The organism is Pontibacillus salicampi (assembly GCF_042434395.1).
Classification (GTDB): domain Bacteria; phylum Bacillota; class Bacilli; order Bacillales; family BH030062; genus Pontibacillus; species Pontibacillus salicampi.
In genome coordinates this window covers 91,309-111,542 of the sequence record NZ_JBHLTP010000001.1, presented here as the reverse complement: position 1 = coordinate 111,542, position 20,234 = coordinate 91,309, and the positions used below count along the sequence as shown (strand labels likewise).

18 protein-coding genes and 1 riboswitch are annotated in these 20,234 nt (G+C 42.3%); of the genes, 12 read left to right on the top strand and 6 right to left on the bottom strand.

Annotation, left to right across the window (positions count from 1 at the left end; translation table 11 throughout):
* Nucleotides 1-13 precede the first annotated feature (13 nt).
* A complete protein-coding gene (locus ACFFGV_RS00555) occupies nucleotides 14-1,315 on the bottom strand; it encodes an NCS2 family permease (RefSeq protein ID WP_377344620.1) in 1,302 nt (433 codons plus the stop codon).
* 166 nt (nucleotides 1,316-1,481) lie between these two features.
* Nucleotides 1,482-1,582, bottom strand: a riboswitch (purine riboswitch).
* Nucleotides 1,583-1,768: 186 nt separating this feature from the next.
* Between ACFFGV_RS00555 and ACFFGV_RS00550 the strand changes: the two genes are divergently transcribed.
* The 3 genes from ACFFGV_RS00550 to ACFFGV_RS00540 all read left to right on the top strand — a co-directional run bounded on the left by ACFFGV_RS00550 (nucleotide 1,769) and on the right by ACFFGV_RS00540 (nucleotide 4,473).
* The gene (locus ACFFGV_RS00550) at nucleotides 1,769-2,419 is read left to right on the top strand and encodes a spore coat protein (RefSeq protein WP_377344571.1); all 651 of its coding nucleotides are present in this window, start codon (nucleotides 1,769-1,771) and stop codon (nucleotides 2,417-2,419) included.
* 305 nt (nucleotides 2,420-2,724) lie between these two features.
* Nucleotides 2,725-3,429, top strand: coding sequence for a helix-turn-helix transcriptional regulator (locus tag ACFFGV_RS00545; protein ID WP_377344619.1), 705 nt, complete (start codon nucleotides 2,725-2,727; stop codon nucleotides 3,427-3,429).
* A gap of 135 nt (nucleotides 3,430-3,564) precedes the next feature.
* Complete coding sequence (locus ACFFGV_RS00540) at nucleotides 3,565-4,473, top strand: EamA family transporter (RefSeq protein WP_377344569.1); 909 nt, start codon at nucleotides 3,565-3,567, stop codon at nucleotides 4,471-4,473.
* A gap of 102 nt (nucleotides 4,474-4,575) precedes the next feature.
* Here ACFFGV_RS00540 and ACFFGV_RS00535 read toward each other — a convergent pair whose 3' ends face one another.
* Nucleotides 4,576-6,063 (bottom strand): potassium/proton antiporter, encoded by a 1,488-nt coding sequence (locus tag ACFFGV_RS00535; RefSeq protein ID WP_377344568.1) that lies wholly within the window; start codon nucleotides 6,061-6,063, stop codon nucleotides 4,576-4,578.
* A 491-nt stretch (nucleotides 6,064-6,554) separates the two neighbouring features.
* Here ACFFGV_RS00535 and trpE point away from each other — a divergent pair, with 491 nt between their 5' ends.
* From trpE to ACFFGV_RS00490, 9 genes are all read left to right on the top strand, one after another.
* Nucleotides 6,555-8,081: an anthranilate synthase component I gene (trpE, locus tag ACFFGV_RS00530; RefSeq protein WP_377344566.1), complete on the top strand. Its 1,527-nt coding sequence runs from the start codon at nucleotides 6,555-6,557 to the stop codon at nucleotides 8,079-8,081.
* The gene (gene trpD, locus ACFFGV_RS00525) at nucleotides 8,074-9,099 is read left to right on the top strand and encodes an anthranilate phosphoribosyltransferase (protein WP_377344565.1); all 1,026 of its coding nucleotides are present in this window, start codon (nucleotides 8,074-8,076) and stop codon (nucleotides 9,097-9,099) included. Before trpE ends, trpD begins: the two co-directional genes overlap by 8 nt.
* Complete coding sequence (gene trpC / locus ACFFGV_RS00520; RefSeq protein WP_377344563.1) at nucleotides 9,092-9,868, top strand: indole-3-glycerol phosphate synthase TrpC; 777 nt, start codon at nucleotides 9,092-9,094, stop codon at nucleotides 9,866-9,868. The genes trpD and trpC overlap by 8 nt, the downstream gene beginning before the upstream one ends.
* Nucleotides 9,849-10,505, top strand: a complete 657-nt coding sequence (locus ACFFGV_RS00515) for a phosphoribosylanthranilate isomerase (RefSeq protein ID WP_377344562.1) — start codon at nucleotides 9,849-9,851, stop codon at nucleotides 10,503-10,505. The genes trpC and ACFFGV_RS00515 overlap by 20 nt, the downstream gene beginning before the upstream one ends.
* On the top strand, nucleotides 10,486-11,688 hold the full coding sequence (gene trpB / locus ACFFGV_RS00510; protein ID WP_377344561.1) for a tryptophan synthase subunit beta: 1,203 nt from the start codon (nucleotides 10,486-10,488) through the stop codon (nucleotides 11,686-11,688). Before ACFFGV_RS00515 ends, trpB begins: the two co-directional genes overlap by 20 nt.
* Nucleotides 11,681-12,499, top strand: a complete 819-nt coding sequence (gene trpA, locus ACFFGV_RS00505) for a tryptophan synthase subunit alpha (RefSeq protein WP_377344560.1) — start codon at nucleotides 11,681-11,683, stop codon at nucleotides 12,497-12,499. The genes trpB and trpA overlap by 8 nt, the downstream gene beginning before the upstream one ends.
* A gap of 25 nt (nucleotides 12,500-12,524) precedes the next feature.
* Entirely contained in the window at nucleotides 12,525-13,121 is a 597-nt protein-coding gene (locus ACFFGV_RS00500) for an anthranilate synthase component II (RefSeq protein ID WP_377344558.1), read from the top strand.
* A 290-nt stretch (nucleotides 13,122-13,411) separates the two neighbouring features.
* Nucleotides 13,412-13,741: a hypothetical protein gene (locus ACFFGV_RS00495; protein ID WP_377344557.1), complete on the top strand. Its 330-nt coding sequence runs from the start codon at nucleotides 13,412-13,414 to the stop codon at nucleotides 13,739-13,741.
* 138 nt (nucleotides 13,742-13,879) lie between these two features.
* Nucleotides 13,880-14,209 (top strand): DUF3139 domain-containing protein, encoded by a 330-nt coding sequence (locus ACFFGV_RS00490; protein ID WP_377344556.1) that lies wholly within the window; start codon nucleotides 13,880-13,882, stop codon nucleotides 14,207-14,209.
* Nucleotides 14,210-14,276: 67 nt separating this feature from the next.
* Here ACFFGV_RS00490 and ACFFGV_RS00485 read toward each other — a convergent pair whose 3' ends face one another.
* From ACFFGV_RS00485 to ACFFGV_RS00470, 4 genes are all read right to left on the bottom strand, one after another.
* Nucleotides 14,277-15,179 carry a pseudouridine-5'-phosphate glycosidase gene (locus tag ACFFGV_RS00485; RefSeq protein ID WP_377344554.1) on the bottom strand — a complete coding sequence of 301 codons (903 nt, stop codon included), beginning with the start codon at nucleotides 15,177-15,179 and terminating at the stop codon, nucleotides 14,277-14,279.
* A gap of 65 nt (nucleotides 15,180-15,244) precedes the next feature.
* On the bottom strand, nucleotides 15,245-15,481 hold the full coding sequence (locus ACFFGV_RS00480; RefSeq protein ID WP_377344552.1) for a hypothetical protein: 237 nt from the start codon (nucleotides 15,479-15,481) through the stop codon (nucleotides 15,245-15,247).
* 2 nt (nucleotides 15,482-15,483) lie between these two features.
* Nucleotides 15,484-15,762, bottom strand: coding sequence for a hypothetical protein (locus tag ACFFGV_RS00475; RefSeq protein ID WP_377344551.1), 279 nt, complete (start codon nucleotides 15,760-15,762; stop codon nucleotides 15,484-15,486).
* A gap of 126 nt (nucleotides 15,763-15,888) precedes the next feature.
* Entirely contained in the window at nucleotides 15,889-20,157 is a 4,269-nt protein-coding gene (locus ACFFGV_RS00470) for a cation-translocating P-type ATPase (protein WP_377344550.1), read from the bottom strand.
* Nucleotides 20,158-20,234: the final 77 nt, after the last annotated feature.

The window sequence follows — 20,234 nt, the reverse complement described above, 5'->3', positions numbered from 1 at the left end:
TACCCTTATGCCTTTACGGACTAATCCAGAAATATACGATAAATAGCAGGAACATGACGTACATAAGTGGATGAATTTCCTTCTTTCTCTTAGCAGCAAGCATCGTCAAAGGATATAGGATGAACCCTAGCGCAATGCCCGTAGCTACACTATACGTAAGGGGCATCATGATAATGGTAATGAAGGACGGAATAGCAATGTCCATTCTCTCCCAGTTAATTTGCTTAACCTCTGTAGCCATCATAGAACCAACGATTATTAACGCCGGTGCAGTGACACTGGTTGGAATAATCTCCAGAATAGGGGAGAAGAAAATAGCTAATCCAAAAAAAACGCTCATAATAACAGAAGAAAAACCAGTACGGCCCCCTGCCCCGATACCTGCGGAGGATTCAACCATGGAAGCTGTAGTCGATGTGCCAAGAAGAGCTCCTACTGTTGAGGCAGTACTATCAGAAAGGAGTGCTCTTCCTGCATTAGGTACTTTATTATCCCTCACCAGACCTGCCTGTGAAGCAATAGCAATCAATGTCCCCGCTGTATCAAAGAAGGCTACAAATAAAAAGGTGAAGATGACCGGCAGTATTTCTGGGGAAAACGCTTGAGTAAGATACTCCGGCTGGACCGCAACCATAAAGGTTGGTTCTAAGCTTGGAATGCTGCCGACATTTTGTTCAGGGGGCTGGATGATTCCGAACAGAATGCCAACTACTGTTGCAAGAATGATACCGTAGAAAATAGCCCCACCCCATCCATACACAAGCATTAGAATTGTAATAATAAATGCGAAAATAGCCAGCATTGTCGAAGGAGCAGTTAAGGTCCCAAGTTGTACAATCGTAGCATCACTTTGTGTAACAAGCCCTGCGTTCCGAAGGCCGATGAAGGCGATAAAGAAACCTATACCACCGGCAACAGCATGCTTTAAATCCTGCGGAATGGCATTGATAATTTTCTCTCTTATTTTTAAGAGGCTTAAAATCATGAAGAGGATAGCAGCAATAAAAACACCGGTAAGCGCTACTTCCCACTCTACACCCAAGGACTGAACCACACCATAGGTGAAGAAGGCATTTAATCCCATACTCGGAGCAATTCCAATGGGATAATTGGCAAAAATACCAATCATTAGAGTCCCGAAAATGATGGTTAATGCAGTTGCTGTAAATACAGCACCCTTGTCCATTCCTGCTTCACTGAGGACGGTAGGATTTACAACAAGTATATAAGCTAAAGCAAGAAAAGTTGTCATGCCAGCAATCGTTTCCTGCTTGAAATTTGTATTGCGTTCATGAAACTGAAAATATTGACTAATACGTTGCAATGAGTCGTTTCCCCCTTTAACAAATGGTAGTACGCACCTATCAGGAAATATAAAGTATGGTTTTCTTCCTTTTCATGGTAAAGGTGCCTATAAAAAAAGCTCCGTTAGGCTAGGGCCTACCGAAGCTAGATGTCTACAAAGGGATAGCTTATCTATTTAGATAAACGTAATCCCTTGTAGCCAAGCTATTTACGGTAGCTCGTAGAGACGTTTGGGCCGTATTCCCAAACTTATACAAGGAATGAAGTGAAGTGTAGTGTTGTTAGGTATCTTAGCGTTTGTAACGCTACTTTTGATACTTTAGCAGGGTGGTCGTGTATAGTCAATAATCTTTTTTCGAAACACGTGTAAGCAGAATTTTCTGTCTTGGTTACTTTCTTACATAATCTTGTATATCCACACCATACTAAAGGGGTGACAATGAATGAAGGAGGAAGGAAAAATATGAATCAACAACCACCAAACAACCCACAGGGACAGCCAGGGCAAGGGGTACCTCAGGGGATGCCACAGCATATGATCCATGGAGGTCATGAAGTATTTGATTTACATGAAGTATTAGCCGGGATTATCAATGTATTGGATCAGTATATGATGTTCCGACAATACGTCCAAGACCCACAGCTGTTAGACATACTAGACCGCCAATATCAATTCATTGAGCAGCAATACAATACTACTGTAGAGGCGTTCTCTACAGGCGGTGATCCTCAAGTACCTACACAGCAATATCAAATGCAGCAAAGCAATGAAGTAGTGTACGGGATTACACCAACTCAGCCGAAGAAACCAAATCGTTCGTTAAGCGAAGTGAAGGATGCTGGAATTACGGGTCACATGCTTGGCCTTATAAAATCGACAGCTTCCCTGCTAACCATGACTTCTGTTGAAGTAACCAATCCAGTAGTTCGTCGTGTCATGGCAGATAGCGTTCCAAACTATGTGGAAATGGCATACGAAATTTTCCTATACCAGAACAAGCATCGATACTATCAAGTTCCTCAACTGAACGAGCAGGATATGACAGCGATGATTAATGGCTTTTCCAAAACGCAAGGACCAGCTCAAATGCCTACGAACAACATGAAGCATTAATAGTATAGAAAAAAGCGCTCCGCATCAGGAGTGCTTTTTATTTTCGACACTACTCGAATTCCAAGCTGATGTTCAAAGAAGTTTACATATCGCTCTACAACAAGCATACTCATAACCCGATTCTAGATTGTACCAATTCATCATTCCTTCAAAAACCATCTGACTTCTACTTCAGATGGTTTCTCTATATAATGAAAATATCCTCATGAGATATACAATTGAAGTATAGGCATGGTCCTGTGTTGGGATGTTCTTTAGAAGGGGGAAGTAGTGCATGTATCGTTTCATAAAAGGGGGAGATTGCTATCGGATTACGTAATGAAGTGGTGTGTGAGAAGAGAACATATTCTAAGGAATTCCAGTCTCATACCCACGAATATGGCCAATTCCTGTTTCCGCTAGAAGGAAGCTTAGATATTCAAACAGAACAGCAACGTCTTCATCTAAATGCAGATTATTGCTTTTACCTGCCACCGCATTTCAAGCATGTCTATCGTTCTAATGTACGTAATGAATTTCTCATATTAGATATGCCATATACCTTTGTAACCAATGCCTTAGAGATCATGTATATCCCACTAGATGAACAATGGAAGTCTATACGTTACTTGTTGCTGGAAGAGGCTAGTCATCGTGAACAGAATTCATCAGGCATTAGGGATTTAACAGGATATGTTTCTCATCAGCTGCGAAAGTCTGGCTCTCCCTCCATAGAATACATTCATCACCATTACAAAGAAGCGATTACGTTAGATACGCTAGCTGCAATGGAGCATTATCACCCTGTTTATTATTCCGCATGGTTTAAACGAAAGACAGGGAAAAGTCCAAGTGTCTACATCAATCAATTGCGTTTGGATGAAGCCAAGCAAATGTTAGGTACCACCTCATGGTCCATGACAACCATTAGCCAAGAGTTAGGCTTTGAAAACTCTTCCTCCTTCACAAGATGGTTTGTAAAAAACGAAGGTAATACTCCAAAACAATATCGAATAATTCAAAAAGGCTAAAAGAAGCTTAAACTCGGTAAAGAAAGCATAGAGCACTTTCTTTATGATGAGTCTAAGCTTCTTTTTTTGTGGGCTTCGTTGCAAAGCGCTTTTAACTTTTACTAATGGCTCTAATTCACGTATAGGAGGAAAACGATGAAGGATAAGACGGGGGCTTTATGGATATTGTTTGCTGCTATGTTATGGGGAACAACTGGTACAGCTCAAGAGCTGGCTCCAGATCAAACCCATCCAATTGCAGTTGGAGCAGCTCGTTTAGCTGTGGGGGGTATATCTATGCTGGTGATTGCTTTACTAATGGGAAGGGTAAATTGGAAACAATGGCCCAAAAAACCAACGGCTATAGCAGCCTTGAGCATGGCTGCCTATCAGCCATTATTTTTCTCTGCAGTAACTATTACAGGGGTTGCGGTAGGTACGGTGGTGGCTATAGGGAGTGCGCCTGTTCTGTCAGGCGCGATAGAATGGATGTTTGCAAGAAAACGACCTTCTCCTGTATGGTGGTGCTCCACCTTTGTTTCCATCCTTGGCTGTATGCTGCTGTTTATGAATACGCAATCTGTAAGCGTGGACCCGAATGGAATCGTAATGGCTTTAGGGGCTGGATTATCCTTTGCGGTCTATACGTTTGCTAGCCGAGAGTTAACTAGTACACATCATCCTACTATGTTGGTTGCTGTGGTATTTACGCTAAGTGCATTCTTACTTTCTCCCTTCGTGTTTGTATTAGATATGGAATGGATTCTAACAGGAAGGGGAATGCTGGTCAGTCTTCATCTGGGAATGATTGCTACAGGTGCCGCGTACCTTCTATTTGCTATCGGTCTTCGTCATGTTGCGTCTTCAACTGCTGTGACTCTTTCTCTAGCTGAGCCTTTAACAGCTGCACTATTAGGCGTCTTCCTATTAGGAGAAATATTGAACCTAACATCATGGATCGGTGTCATTCTCATGGTAGGGGGGATAGGACTGCTTGTATTTATGACGAAACGTAGCAAATCAAATCAGCAAAGCAGATTAAAAAAGCACCAAAGCGTGTTCTAAGGGGAGCATGACCAAACTGGTCCTATTCCCAAGAAGCTTGTTTTTCTGCATACGTAAAGGCATTGCTTCAGCAATGCCTTTACTGCTACCTTAAGATAAAGATTATATCTGAGATAATATCTTCTCATTATCCAATACTTTCTTCAGTTCTTTTTTATTCTGCTTAGAAACAAGAATGTACAGGAAATCTCCTTCTTGTATCTTCGTCTGTCCGAATGGGGTAACTATTTCACCATTCCGAATTATCGCATTAATCAGCGTTCCTTCTGGAAAATTAATTTCCTCCAGCGTATAACCATTGATAGAGTTATGTTCATTTACATGATATTCGACTAATTCTACATTGGTCTTACCAATCGATATTAATTCTAAAGAATGGATTGGGTTGTATTTTTCTTTTCCAACTAGCTTAAGCTTATTGGCCAGCATTGTAATGGTGGATCCTTGGATTAAGGTAGACGACAGTACGATAAAGAAAACGATGTTAAATAGTAATTGGTTGTTAGTGATGTCTGTTAATAGCGGGTAGGTAGCTAAGACGATAGGAACTGCTCCTCGTAACCCAGCCCACGAAATAAACAACTTCTCTTTATTATTAAACTTGAGAAACGATAGGGAGATGTAGGTTGCAACTGGTCTTGCCACAAAGATAAGGATAAAGGCAATAAAGAATCCCTTCAGCACAATTTCCAATGTAAAGAGCTGTGACGGGAATACAAGGAGACCAAGAATAACGAACATCACAATTTGCATCATCCATGTAAAGCCTTCATTAAATCGTAGGATGGAGTGGCGGTACGTAAGCTCAGAATTCCCAATTACGATGGCGGCTGTGTACACTGCCAATAGTCCACTTGCGTCCATCAGTGCACTAATACTGTAGGTTAACAACGCAAAGGAAATGGCAAATAGAGGGTATAGCCCTCCGGAATCTAAATTAATTTTGTTGATGGAGAGGCTGCCCACTTTCCCAATGACTAGTCCAATCACAAATCCAGCTCCCATTTGCCAGAAAAAGCTTCCAGCAATAGTGAAATAGTTTGGATTTGGTTCTTGTATAATTTGGATAAATGCCAGTGTTAGAAAGACAGCCATTGGATCGTTAGAACCTGATTCTGCTTCTAATGTTGCCTCTAACTTATCGTTAATATTTTTACCTTTTAATACAGCAAATACGGCCGCAGCATCTGTTGAACCTACAATGGATCCGAGTAGAAAGGCTTCGAGCCACGACACATCGATAATTAATTTAGTTGCTATTCCAACAAGTAAGGAGGTAATTAATACACCGAGCGTTGCAAGCGAAATAGCAGGCTTGGTTACCTTCCGGATTGTGCCCCAATTGGTTTCTAAACCCCCTTCGAACAGGATAATAATCAGGGCGAAGGTTCCTATCGTTTGAGCTAGTCCTGCGTTGTCAAAATAGATGAAATTAAAGCCGTCGCTTCCCGCAAGCATCCCAACAGCGATAAATAACACAAGTGATGGAACACCTAGTCGTGAAGAGAATTTCGTTACGACCACACTTATAATCAACAACAAAGCTGTTAGTAAAATGGTTTGATTGGAAGTTAATATTTCTTCAAGCATCAAGAAACACCTTTTCAATTATGTAATAGCGTACATATTTATTTTAATGTAAATGCAGTTATAGAACAACGAGAACGCCCTAGACAGGAAATGGAGAACGCTTCCCCTTTTAGTATGGGGCTAATAGGTGTAATGTATAAAAAATGTTTTAGAGAAAAAATTGCTGCAATCAAGTACTTGCTTTTCGCGATTACCCCTTTTACAGGAGGAGAAGGGTGTGTATATTTTATTAAGTTTTTTTGAATTGACAGAATCCGGTTAATGCATTAAACTTACAGACAAGTTTTTAGACAATTAGAGAATAGTTAGACAAGTGATGGAATACATGTAAAAGCAAGTTGAGACTAGTTGAGATGAGAATGAGAGAGCTGAGTTGAGGTATGATTTACGTGCATTTAGTAGAGATAAGAATAGAAAAGAAGAGAATAGTAATACCCCATCTGTAAATCCTCAACCTTCTCATTCTCCATTAATCATGGAGAGGTGAGAACATGAAAGATATACCACAATTTTTAGAGGAATCGTCTACCTATCAAACGATTCCGATTACGTATTCCTTTTATAGCGATACGTTAACTCCTATACAACTGTTTGAAAGATTACGCGAAGATGCTGTCTATTTATTAGAGAGCGGAGACCATACCTCTAATTGGTCCAGATATTCCTTTATTGGCTTACATCCCTTTGTAACAATTACAGAACAGAATAAAGACATTCTTGTCCATGATGTGGATACGAGAGAAACAAATCATGCTGACAGCCTGCAAGCAGCATTTGAAGAGACGTTTGATACATTGAACGTGCTGCTTCCAGAAATACCATTGCCCTTCCAAGGAGGGGGTGTTGGATTTGTTTCCTATGATGCTATCTCTGACATGGAAAAGGTGCCAGAGCATACAGAAAATGACTTGGGTCTGCCTCATTACCATTTCTTATTTTGCCGTACGCTAGTTGCCTTCGATCATGTGAAGAATACAATTCATATGATTCGATATGTACGAGTTCATCATGAGGAAGGCGATGCTTCTAAGGTAGAACGATATCACGAAGCAGTTCGTCATATAGAAGCGATGCTTACGCAATTAAAAGAACCCGGTCAGTCTGAGGTGTTTATCCCGCCATATACAAATCGGGATGTAACACTGGAAGATGTATCGACTAATTATGAAAAAGAAGCTTATAAACGGGATGTAGAAAAAATAAAAGAATATATTCGCGAGGGAGACGTCTTTCAAGCAGTTCTTTCCCAACGATTTTCAAAACAAATTACAGCCGATGGATTTCAATTATATCGTGTACTGCGGCATATGAACCCATCTCCATATATGTTTTATCTGACGTATGAGGGCTATGAAGTCATCGGTAGTTCTCCAGAGCGTCTTATTCAAGTTGCCGATAAGGAGATTGAGATACATCCAATAGCGGGAACTAGAAAAAGAGGTTCAACAGAAGAAGAAGACCAGGCGCTTGCAGAGGAATTAAGCGCTGATGAGAAAGAAAAAGCGGAGCATTTTATGCTAGTAGACCTTGCTAGAAATGATGTAGGACGTGTTGCAGCTTTTGGAACGGTTCAGGTCCCATTATTATCAGAGGTAACTCGCTTCTCTAGAGTTATGCATATGATTAGTAAAGTTACGGGTGAATTAAGGGATGGTGTGCATCCTATCCAAGCGTTTGAAGCAGCATTTCCTGCTGGGACGTTGTCTGGGGCTCCGAAGATTCGAGCCATGGAAATCCTTCAAGAGCTAGAACCGACGGCAAGAAACCTATATGGTGGCGGTGTCGTGTACTTTGGCTTCGATGGAAATCTTGATTCCTGCATTGCTATTAGAACCATTTTGCTAAAGGATCAAGTTGCCTATATACAGGCTGGAGCAGGCGTGGTTGCTGATTCGGATCCTGAGAAAGAATGGCAGGAGACCGTTAATAAAGCGAGTGCTCTACTACAAACCATTGAAGTTGCAGAGGAACAATTCGGATCTACTCTATCACTGAAGGAGGAAACCCACTATGCTTAAGCCAGTCTTAAAAAGGATGATTGAGCAAGAGACGTTAACAGAGGCAGAAGCATTTGAAGTAATGGATAATATCATGAAAGGGAATATAGATACAGAGCAATTGACAAGCTTTTTATCTGTATTACGTATGAGAGGCGAAACAGTAGAAGAGCTGCTCGGATTTACGAAAGGGATGCGCGAGCATATGAAAACCATTCCTCACAATGAAGAAGTTCTTATTGATACGTGTGGAACAGGTGGAGATGGACTTTCAACCTTTAATATTTCTACTGCGGTTGCGATGGTCCTTGCCTCTATGCATATTAAAGTAGCCAAGCATGGTAATCGAAAGGTGTCTTCTTCAAGTGGCAGTGCCGATGTATTAGAGCTGCTAGGTGTACCAATTGATACGACCCCAGATCAGGCTGCTCACATGCTGGAGGAGAAGGGCATGACGTTCTTGTATGCGCCTCTTTATCATCAAGCAATGAAGCATGCAGTTCCTGCTCGCAGGGCGTTAGGTTTTCGGACGGTGTTTAACTTGCTAGGTCCATTATCCAACCCTGCCAATTCGCGTCATCAAATGATTGGAATATTTGATACATCCTTAGCAGAAAAACTGGCTAAAACGTTACAGTATCTTGGATCGAAGCATGTCCTGTTAGTCACCGGAGAGAATGGTTTAGATGAAATATCTATTACAGGCAAAACCGATATGGTGGAAATGAAGGACGGAGCGATTCAGCGTTTAGAATTCCATCCTGAAGATGCTGGTTTAGCAGTAGGCCATTTAGCTGACATTCAGGTCGAGAACAGTCAGCAAAGTGCCGAGCTTATTCAGGCCATTTTTGAAGGCAGGGCAAATGAGAGTGCTACAAATATCGTAGTATTGAATGCGGCAGCGGGCATGTATATTGCACAGGAAGCCGCCTCGATTAGAGAGGGTGTTCAGAAGGTGCAGGAAGCATTGAAGGAAGGGACCGTTTTAGAGTATTATCGCGAGCTGTGCAGAAAGGAAGAGAACATCCACTATGCTTAACACTATACTGGAACATAAACGAGAAGAGATAAAAAATCTAGTATTACCGGAACCCGTTACAGTTGAGAAACGAACATTATATAATTCCCTATTAAATACTAATTTTTTAGCTGGTCTTATCGCAGAGGTTAAGAAAGCTTCCCCGTCTAAGGGAGTCATTCAGGAGAATTTTAAGCCAGTGGAGACAGCCTCCTTTTATGAACGGGCAGGCGCTAGTGCAATTTCTGTCCTGACAGATGAGCGATTCTTCCAAGGAAATCGCGATTACTTGACGAAAGTAAAGCAGCATGTCAGCCTTCCTATTCTACGTAAAGACTTCATTATTGAGGAACAGCAGGTCGAAGAAAGTGCTCGTATAGGAGCCGATGCTATTCTATTGATTGGAGAAGCTATGGAGCCTGCGAAACTGCATCAGCTTTATCAATCTGCTTATGCTAGAGATCTTGAAGTACTGGTGGAAGTCCATAGCGAGGAAACACTGCTTGCCATATTAGAGCATTTTCAGCCAGAAATTATCGGAGTAAATAATAGGGATTTAAATACCTTTGTAACAGATGTCGTCCATACGGAGAATATAGCCCCTCTTATCCCGGAGGGTAGTTTACTTGTGAGTGAGAGTGGACTATTTACACAGGTGGATGTTCTTCGTGTTCGCAATGCAGGAGCGAAAGGTGTGCTAATCGGGGAAGCATTAATGAGACACGAGAACCCTATGGAGCAAATTCAAACGATGATGGGAAGTGGATCACATGAACGAGCCGATGGTTAAGTTATGTGGCAACAAAACATTTGATGATTTTCAGACATCCGCATCCTCCGGTGCCCCGTACCTAGGTATTATTTTTGCGGAAAGCAAGCGTCAGGTTCTTCCAGAAGATGCAGGGTCATGGCTTAAAGAAGTCTCCCTTTCTAAAGGACAGCAAGTAGTGGGAGTTTTTGTAAACCCTTCTATGAATGAATTGGAGGAAGCCTTGCTTCTTACCCCATTAGATATTATTCAGCTGCATGGCAAGGAGACCGTGGCGGAAATACTGCATATCCGGGAACGATTCGATTTGCCTGTGTTCAAAGCTATCCACCATTCCGATTTTGCTCTAGAGGACATGAAGCTGTACCGAGGCATTGTCGATGGATTTATCGTGGATGCAAAGGTAAAAGGAGCATGGGGCGGCACTGGTCATCGGTTTGAATGGGAAACAATCCCTCTTTATATAGAAGAAGCAGAACATCAAGGCGTTCCTTGCTTTATTGCAGGTGGGGTAAATCCTGATAATATTGAAGAATTAGCCGCTTATCAGCCTGCTGGGATTGATGTTTCCAGTGGTACTGAAACCAATGGAAGAAAAGATAAACGAAAAATAGAAGCCATCTTGAGGGGGAGTAAGCATGTCCATCATTTATCCTGATGTAAAAGGAAGATACGGAGATTTTGGAGGTAAGTTTGTACCGGAAACCTTAATGGGACCACTACAGGAAATAGAAGAAGCGTTAGACAAAGCAATGGAGGATGAGGCGTTTCTCGCTGAATTTCAACATGAGCTTCGTACCTATAGCGGACGTCCAACACCACTCACGTATGCTAAGCAGCTAACAGACACACTTGGAGGAGCGAAGGTATATTTAAAACGGGAAGACTTGAACCACACCGGTGCCCATAAATTGAACAATGCCTTAGGTCAAGCGCTGCTTGCCAAACAAATGGGCAAGAAGAAAATCATTGCCGAGACAGGAGCGGGACAGCATGGAGTTGCTTCAGCTACCGTAGCTGCGAAATTAGGCCTTGAATGTAAAGTATTTATGGGGGAAAAGGATATTGAGCGCCAAGAACTAAATGTATTCCGTATGAAATTGCTCGGTGCAGAGGTTATTCCGGTTTCTTCTGGGAGTAAAACCTTGAAGGATGCTACCAATGAAGCGATTCGTCATTGGGTTGCCAATTGTGAAGAGGAATACTATTTAATCGGGTCTGTAGTTGGACCTCACCCGTACCCTAAGATGGTTCGGAATTTCCAAAGGGTGATTGGGGATGAAACGCTCCAACAGCTGACAGACATAGAGGCTCCATTACCAGAACGTATCTATGCATGTGTAGGTGGCGGTAGTAATGCGATGGGCATTTTCTACCCATTTCTTGGACAGGAAGTAGAATTAGTCGGCATTGAAGCGGCAGGGAAAGGTATCAATACCCCAGAGCATGCAGCGACTTTATCAAAAGGGAACCAGGGTATTATTCACGGTTCAATGACTTACTTGCTTCAGGATGAGTTTGGTCAAATTACAGAGCCTTATTCCATCTCGGCAGGCCTGGATTATCCTGGAATCGGGCCAGAGCATGCGTACTTACACGCATCTCAGCAGGTTCGCTATGAATCGATTACAGACGATGAGGCACTTCAAGCTATTAAAACACTATCTCAGACAGAAGGAATCATTCCTGCGATAGAAAGTGCCCATGCGATAGCACAAGCGGTGAAGGAGATTCCTCATATGAAGAAGGAGGAAAGTATTGTCATTAACGTATCAGGCCGCGGTGATAAGGATATGAGTACTATCATGGAATATTTCGAAGGGAGAGCTGCTCATGAATAAGACAACCAAACAAGCTACAAGCTTTCAGGAACGATTGCCGAAAACGAAGAATATGTTTATTCCGTTTATAATGAGCGGCGATCCTACACCAGAAATAACAGTGGATATGGCACTCACCCTGCAGGAAAGTGGAGCAGATGTATTAGAGTTAGGAGTACCGTATTCGGATCCGTTAGCAGACGGACCTACCATACAGGAGGCTGCCGGACGAGCAATTGAACAGGGAATGAATATTCGTAAAGCAATGGAGCTCGTACCGAAAATGAGAGATAGAGGATTGACCATCCCAGTAGTGCTCTTTACGTATTATAACCCTGTTTTACAGTATGGATTAGACTCCTTATTCCAAGACTTAAAGGATCAAGATATTGATGGTTTATTAGTCCCTGATATCCCGCTAGAAGAAAGTGAAGAGCTGAAGGAAAAGGCTCATCAATACAGAATTGAGCTCATTTCTCTCGTTGCTCCGAACTCAGAGGCACGTATTAAGCAAATTGCCCAACAGGCAGATGGATTTTTATATTGTGTTTCTTCCCTTGGGGTGACAGGGGAACGTGCTGCCCTTCATCCAAATATAGAAGCATTCCTTGATCAAGTGAAAGAGCATAGTAATGTACCCGTTGCAGTTGGCTTTGGAATTTCTACTAAGGAACAGGTTGCTTTGTTACAGCAATACGCTGATGGGGTTATCATCGGAAGTAAAATCATTAAGCTTATGGAAGAAGAGCATGAGGCTTTGCGAGACAACGGACAGAAGCAATCAGCACTAGCTCGATTGCAAAAGCAGGTTACGGCATTAATTCACGGGTAGAAGAGCATGAGAAGAGGTGAGCTGAGTGATATTATTAATTGATAACTATGATTCCTTTTCCTATAATCTCGTTCAGTATATTGGTGAGATTTATGGGGATGTCCTGGTGAAGCGAAATGACGAAATTACGGTGGAAGATATAGATGTCTTGTGTCCAGAGGCGATTGTCCTCTCTCCAGGACCATGCACTCCTAATGAAGCGGGAATCTGTTTAGATATTGTACGAACATTTTCAGGTGCAATTCCTATTTTAGGAGTTTGCCTCGGTCACCAAACAATCGTGCAAGCCTTTGGTGGGGTGATTAGTAAGGTGGAGAAGCTGTATCACGGGAAGACATCGCAAATTATCCATGATAGTCAGAGCGTGTACAATCAGCTCCCTAACCCAACTACAGTAGGAAGGTATCATTCACTTATAGCCGATGCTGCCCGATTACCAGAAAGCCTAATCGTTACTTCATGGACGGCGGATGGTGTGATTATGGGAATTCGGCATAAGGAATTTGCAGTAGAAGGAGTACAGTTCCACCCTGAATCTATTTTGACAGAGTACGGAAAGAAAATGCTTCAGAACTTCTTTGACGAATACCACATCGAACAACGCTCTACTGTCATTTCCTGACCGTAAACACCTCGCTAGTGCCTTAAGCATTAGCGAGGTGTTTTACTATTCGGCTCTATTTCTCATACCGATACCAATGTAGGTGAATTTATGTAGTTCATGCAATAAATGCGGGCGCGGGTTTTCATTTGATTATTTTTGTAATCCCTTTTCAAGAAGGCGGAAGGAGTAATGGTAAAATACATAAACTTGAAAATTCAGAATATTTTTGATATGATAGTTGTACGTTATATTTATAAAGTTTTGGGGAAAAGAGAAGACATACGCAAAAAAGATGGAGGTGTCGCTATATGGCAGTAACTTCCCATGTGTTAGAATCCGATAGAACTTTACTACAAGCTATATCAGCCGCTAATCAAAGGCAAGAATATAAAACAAGAGCTTTGCTTCAATATTTCCGAAAAGACTTAATTCTTAACGCACCAAACTGTTTATTTGAATTAAGAAACGGTAACTTTATCGGAACTGGTGATTATATAGCGAACAAGAATGGAGTATTCTACTTCTGTTCTGCTAATGGCTCGCTTACTCCCGTAGATATAGACTTTGTCTATGAGTTTTGTTACGGATGTGCTTCACATTTAGAGGATTACCCTAATTCAATCCTTTTAGTGAAATAATGAGAAGGCAGGGATCAGAGGCTAACCTTTACCATGGTTAGCATGATGCTTGCTTTTTTTGTTATAGAGGAGGGATAAATGGGAAAAGGGTAAGTAATAATGCAGACTAACATGTCATAACATAAGGGGTTAACATGCGTGAAGTACAAGATAAGAACCTGGCTTTTATTTGGACTAATGGTATTGCCCTTCATTACGTTCGGTACTATGGAGGTGAAGAAATATTTACTAGAACAACAGGTAAAGGGGTACTTAACAGAAGAAAGAGGGTATGGGGAAGAAGACATTCGTGAGATACAGACGAATGCAAGGAAATTAACAGTAGAGGCATTTGTTGTCTTTCAAGATGAACCAGAGGTACAGTATCGGTATCAATGGAGAAAGGGAACGATTAATCAAAATGGTTATGGCTTAGTGACGGGCTTCTCCAAAAATTTAAATACAGGAAACTTAATTCACCTTGAATGAGGGAAGGGGTTTGACCCTGTTTTTGTGATACGAAATCGCCTAAGCAGGGACAAATCCCTTTTGTATGTTATGGTGTAGACTGATGATAAAGGCTGGCAATTTTGGCTGTGATATCAGCGTTATGAAGGAGGATGCATTTATAGGCGTTCAGAATATCCTTATCCGACCTAAAAGAGGACAGCCAATGGTTCGTTACTTCCTTCCCAGATACGTGATGATCCTTCATTTGTTGCAGCGTATGATGAATAAATGGGGTGGTGTGTTCTTCCGGTAAGGTTTTACCTGCTGGCAGTGGAGCGGCAATATGGATAGACTGGTTCAGTGTTAAGTGATCCTTCATTTGCATAATTTCCGCTGCATGATTAGCAGTAATGCTGTCTACACGAATTGATGTGGCAGGGTTAAAAAAACCAGGATAGTGTTCTGTTTCATATCCATAGACAGGGACTCCTAAAGCTTCTAACAAATCTAACGTTTTTAGGGTATCCAATATGGGATGAATTCCGGATGTTACGACACATATATTGCTTTCTGCCATGGTGAACAAATCATTTGAGATATCAAGATGATTGCCAATGTCAGTATGTACTCCGCCAAGACCGGCAGCAGACAGAAAACGTATTCCTGCATGCCTTGCTGCATAGGCTGCTGTTGCAATTGTGGTTGTACCTGTATGTCGTAAGGATAAGACATGAGGCAGGTCCTGTATAGACGTTTTTCTCACATCGACCTTAGAAGCTATCATCTGAATTTCCTGCTTAGTGATTCCCACTTTAATTTGACCGTCTATAAGAGCGATAGTTGCAGGTACAGCACCATTCCTTCTAATATTCTCTGCTGCTTCTAACGCGACCTCCACATTTTCAGGGTAGGGGATGCCGTGTGATAAAAAGGAAGATTCCAAGGCTACAATGGGCCTTTGATCAATAATGGCTTCTCTAATTTCTGTACTTACCTGAAGTGTGTTCATTCTGTTCCCTCCTTTTTCCTCATTGTACGAGAACACAGAAGGATTGTCAGTTCAAAAGGTGTTCATTAAAACCGAAGGAATTTCGGTACGGACATCATACCTAATAAGTTCAAATCATTTTCCTTGCCTTTTGTTTTGACTTTTTTCATAAAGGTTTTCATAAATTCTTCCCAAATATCTAATGTCATACTTTTATTGTTTTCCTCTTCTTTCACACTTTGGATAGAGGTATCGAGTGCGTTCTCTAAATGGACCATAGCTTGTCGTAAAGACTCGACTATTTCTTCTTGATTTTGATTCATCATTATTCTCCTTTCCGGCTGTATAATTCGTCCTCTACTTCAATGACTTCACAATCAATTACGTCTAAATGGTCTAATTGCTTTTTCATCCGCTCATATTTCACATCCGCAACAATATCTTCCATTCGTTCTTTCGTAGTTACGAGAAAGTAATTCATTTCCTTTGAGAACTCTTTAACGAGTGGTCGGAACGTGTGCCTGACTAGGGGAAAGAGGGCAGTACTTGCTATCACTACAACGGATCCGACAACTGCTCTCTGTACATAACGCTGTACGATCATTTTGTTTCTCTCCTTTTTGGGGATTGGGTATTATGTTCATCCTTACCGAATAGCTCTTATGCTATACGGGATTTCTTGCAATGGAAAAAGGGATAAAGCCCCCCCTTTAAGAGGGAGCGCATATCCTTACCCTGCCACTGCCAGTTTAGGCTTATGCAGGGCTGTTGTTTGTTGTTCCTGTTTCTCGTTCCCTTGCAGCCATGCTGTAATAGGCTTGGTTACAAGCGCTGAGCTTCCAGCTGCAATTAGAATATACGTCCATTGAACAGCGGAAATCGTAGCTGTATTGAACATCGCGGCAAGAGGCGGGACATAAATAGTGCTTAACAGGGCAATCGCCGAGATGCTGATGGCGCCTATGAGAAAACGGTCTCGTTTGAAGCTCAAGAAGGATTCATCTGTTCCTTGCTTTCTCCATGAGAAGGTCTGAATCAACTGGCCAGTGACGAGGGTTGCAAATGCTGTAGTTTGGGCCTGCATTAATGTGACACCGGAAGCCAATGTAAATCCAAACAAGGCTAATGTACTACCTCCAAGCAAGATGCCTCTCGTCATTACTTGTTTGTACAGGTTTTTATCGGCGATCTTTTTCCGAGACTCTTCTTTATTGGATTGTCCTGGATTAATAGCAAATACCATAGCTGGAAGAGCATCGGTTAACAGGTTCATGAGTAGAATTTGAATTGGAATGACTGGTAGTGGCAAACCTGCTACAACAGCTAGACTGGTCACGATAATCTCCGCAATATTACCTGAAAGAAGACAGCCGAGTGCCCTTCTAATGTTTCCGATAATGGAGCGGCCTTGTTTCACAGCATCCAGGATAATTTGGAAGTGATCCTCTGTCAGGACGATATCAGCAGATTCCTTTGTAACCTCTGTTCCCGTTTGACCCATGGCAATTCCGACATTGGCTTTCTTGATGGCCGGAGAATCATTTACCCCATCACCAGACATAGCAACAATATGACCATGCTCTTGGTAGGCTGTTACAATTCGTAATTTATGGTCCGGGGTAACTCTCGCAAAGATGGAGGTTTCGTTTACACAAGCAGCTAGCTGCTCGTCATTCATTTCATCGATTTCAACGCCTGTTACGATAGAGTGGTCTTTGGCATCCATACCGACATCCTGTGCTATCGCTTGAGCAGTACGTGGGTGGTCACCTGTTATCATCACAGGTTTAATCCCAAGTTTGTGGCATTCCTTCATGCTATCTTTAATATCTGCTTTCGGTGGGTCAATCATGCCCACCATCCCTACGTACGTTAAATCTCTTTCCACTTCCTCCACTGAATCCGAGGCCGGGTCAGAGGTAATCGGAGCATAGGCGAATGCAATGACTCGTAAAGCCTTATCAGCAAATACATGATTTTGCTCCATGAATTGGTGGATCTGTTTATCTGTAAGCTTCTTCTTTATGCCATTTACTTGATAATGTGTACAACGCTCTAATACTTTTTCTAGAGATCCTTTGGTCATCACATAACAATCTTTATGATCTTTATGTTCCTTACATACTACGGACATCATTCCTCTTTGCGAATCAAAGGGGATTTCGTGAACTCTATGCCATTCATGGAAATGCTCGCTTGCATAGCCATGTTTTCGACCAAGCGTGATGATAGCTGCTTCTGTTGGATCCCCTTTCACTTTCCATTCTTCCTCCTCCTGATAGAGAGAGGTATTTTGACAGAGCCACCCTATTTTGACAAGGTCGTCCAGTTCCTTAGATTGGTCTGGTATTACCTCATCACTTGTAATATCACCTTCAGGGGTATAGCCATTTCCTGATACTTCAAATGCTGTGGACGGGGTAGCAACATTTGTTACAGTCATCTCATTTTTGGTAAGTGTGCCTGTCTTGTCCGTGCAAATAACGGTGACGCGGCCCATTGATTCGAGGGCACTTAATCGGCGGGTAACTGCCTTCTTCTTGGATAACCTTAAAACACCTGCGCTCAGTGCTATGGTAATCGTTACAGGTAAGCCCTCTGGAATTGCAGAAGCTGCCAAAGCGACAGAGGTCGTTAGCATTTCGCCAAACATCATGCCTCGAATGATTCCTGTTAGGAAGACTAACCCTCCTGTGAAGAGAGCAATCTTAAGAAACCGTTTACTGACAGAGTCTACTTGCTCCTGTAGCATGGTCTTTTCTTCTTCCTCTTCCGATAAAAGAACAAATAAATGTCCCATTTCTGTACTCGTCCCTGTCCCGACCACAATCGCTTTGCCTCTACCACGGGTAACGTCCGTTCCCATGAACATCATGTTGGAGCGATCAGCTATAGTTGTTGTCGGATCTAAAATACCGACTGTTTTCGGTACAGGTAATGACTCTCCTGTCAAAGCCGATTCATTTACCTCCAGGTTCCAGCTTTGGACGAGACGGACGTCAGCCGGAACGCGGTCTCCTGCCTCTAGCACAACAATATCACCAGGAACGAGCTCAGTTGCTGGAATTTCTAATTCTTTTCCGTTGCGAATGGTTTTCGATATAGGAGGGGTGAAGTCGTTCACACTGTCTAACAGATTGGCGGCTTTCCGTTCCTGATATGCTCCGATAGCTGCGTTAGCTAACAATATAGAACCCATGACCATCCCGTCGAACAAGTGACCTTGGAGCATACTGATGAATGCGGTGCCAGCAAGGATAATGGTCGTGAACTCTTTTAGTTGATTAGCATATGTCCTTATCCAGTGAGGCTTTTCCTTCATGGCCCATTCATTTCTGCCGTGCTTCAGGCGTTTCTTTTTTACCTGAAGAGCAGATAGGCCATTATCTATATTCGTATGAAAGTCTGTTACTAACTGCTGCTCTTCTTGTGCATGCCAGGTAAACACGGGTGCATCTGCTTCTAAAGCGGAAGCGGTTTGTTCCTTTGTGGAAAAGAGTGTGTTCTTCTCTTTCGGATTTATATCCTTTTGGTTATGAGAAAGGAACATGAGAATAAGTGAATCGGCCATCAAATTGATTACTGGTGCGCTGAACCTTCTAGATAAGGCTAATATACTGCCAATAATATTCCACGCTTTTGTAGCGCGAAGCTGATTACGATTTGTTCTTCTTATCCTGCGAGCCCGTTCCATACTAGCAGCAAGCTCAGCTATACGACTTGCATCAACGGATGGATAATAGGAGGCAAGCTTTGTTAACGGAGTATCTCCATTATTAGTGATCACCAGAGCTCGCTCTCGTTCGGCAGGATAGGACGTATTAGTATCGTGAATGCACAGCTCAGGATACATCGAGGCTACAATGTAACGCGCCTCTTCAGCCTGCTGCTGGGCTTGCAAATCTTTCTTCTTACTACCAATAATTACATTCGTTTTTTCTGGTAAGGTGTGAAGCAGAGCGTGGGCTTCTGGCTTCACGACACCATTTTCTATGAGGACGGACGGGTCCTCTGTAATAATGGTATGGACTTGGGATAATTGGTACATAGAACCGTTATCCGGCACTATCCAATTATTCTCCTTAGCATGTAAAGCAGCTTGATTCCAAGAGAATTCTGAAGCAATACGAGATGGGCGTGGATTTGCAGCGAGTAGTAATCCAAGCGTGGTAAAAGGATTACGTGTCAGTAGGAGATTAACTCCTGCCGCAAGGAAACCAAGCTTCCCCATTCGGTTATTGTATCTGCTGATTTCTGGTAACACAGGAGATTCTTCTAAATACGAATCCTGAATAGCAGCTTTTTGCCGCTTCCAGTTAAGCGTATTTAAAATAGCTAGACCGCCTAATACAACAACATTTTCCCGAATAAGTGCCAATGCTAGAGAGCTTGCTCCCAGCAGCCAATCTATTTTCCACTGTGGTTTTTTCCTATTCGCCAAATCTATGCTTCGTTTGAAGAAAGGATAGCCAGTTACAATGGCTGTGGCCGCACTTAAATAGAACGGGATAGGGTGGACTGCCAGAGCAGACGAACCCCATATCCACCGTTTTACAGTGAAAAAGAACATCCCGCCCATGGATGCCATAACAGCAAAGGGGAGAGTTCGAGACTTCCAGCCATTCCTTGGCATAAATGGAAAGCGGTCTAAGGTGCTTTCTGCTGTTGCAGCAACTTCCTGCTGTATCTCAGGAGAGACAACTTCCTTTATCGACGTAGCTTTCTCGTACAGGGGCTTATGCTTCTTGTAGAACCAAGCTTTCTCAAAAGACTCCACTAATTTGGATAATTTTTCTAGAGAAAGAATGGATTCTTGAAATTGTATAAGCACCTTCCCAGATACCGTACTGGCTGTAACCTGCTCTACCCCAGGAAGACTTGCAAAGATCTTCTCAAATTTGTGTTTAATGCCTGTATTGTCTTCAAGGTCATATAACTGAAAACGGACCCTGCCATTTCCTGCATGGAAGGACCGTTTTTGTATGCTTGCTGTATCCAAAATACATCTTCCTCTATGTTGTAGTTCATAAAGCTATTGTTAAGTAATTCTAAAGATTTTATACGCGGTATTGTGCC

Excerpts from the sequence above, each read along its gene's own strand:
- ACFFGV_RS00495 (WP_377344557.1), top strand. The coding sequence starts at position 13,412 with ATGGCAGTAACTTCCCATGTGTTAGAATCCGATAGAACTTTACTACAA.
- ACFFGV_RS00540 (WP_377344569.1), top strand. The coding sequence starts at position 3,565 with ATGAAGGATAAGACGGGGGCTTTATGGATATTGTTTGCTGCTATGTTA.
- ACFFGV_RS00480 (WP_377344552.1), bottom strand. The coding sequence starts at position 15,481 with ATGAATCAAAATCAAGAAGAAATAGTCGAGTCTTTACGACAAGCTATG.
- ACFFGV_RS00550 (WP_377344571.1), top strand. The coding sequence starts at position 1,769 with ATGAATCAACAACCACCAAACAACCCACAGGGACAGCCAGGGCAAGGG.
- ACFFGV_RS00485 (WP_377344554.1), bottom strand. The coding sequence starts at position 15,179 with ATGAACACACTTCAGGTAAGTACAGAAATTAGAGAAGCCATTATTGAT.
- trpC (WP_377344563.1), top strand. The coding sequence starts at position 9,092 with ATGCTTAACACTATACTGGAACATAAACGAGAAGAGATAAAAAATCTA.
- ACFFGV_RS00475 (WP_377344551.1), bottom strand. The coding sequence starts at position 15,762 with ATGATCGTACAGCGTTATGTACAGAGAGCAGTTGTCGGATCCGTTGTA.
- trpB (WP_377344561.1), top strand. The coding sequence starts at position 10,486 with ATGTCCATCATTTATCCTGATGTAAAAGGAAGATACGGAGATTTTGGA.
- trpE (WP_377344566.1), top strand. The coding sequence starts at position 6,555 with ATGAAAGATATACCACAATTTTTAGAGGAATCGTCTACCTATCAAACG.
- ACFFGV_RS00515 (WP_377344562.1), top strand. The coding sequence starts at position 9,849 with ATGAACGAGCCGATGGTTAAGTTATGTGGCAACAAAACATTTGATGAT.
- ACFFGV_RS00535 (WP_377344568.1), bottom strand. The coding sequence starts at position 6,063 with ATGCTTGAAGAAATATTAACTTCCAATCAAACCATTTTACTAACAGCT.
- trpA (WP_377344560.1), top strand. The coding sequence starts at position 11,681 with ATGAATAAGACAACCAAACAAGCTACAAGCTTTCAGGAACGATTGCCG.
- trpD (WP_377344565.1), top strand. The coding sequence starts at position 8,074 with ATGCTTAAGCCAGTCTTAAAAAGGATGATTGAGCAAGAGACGTTAACA.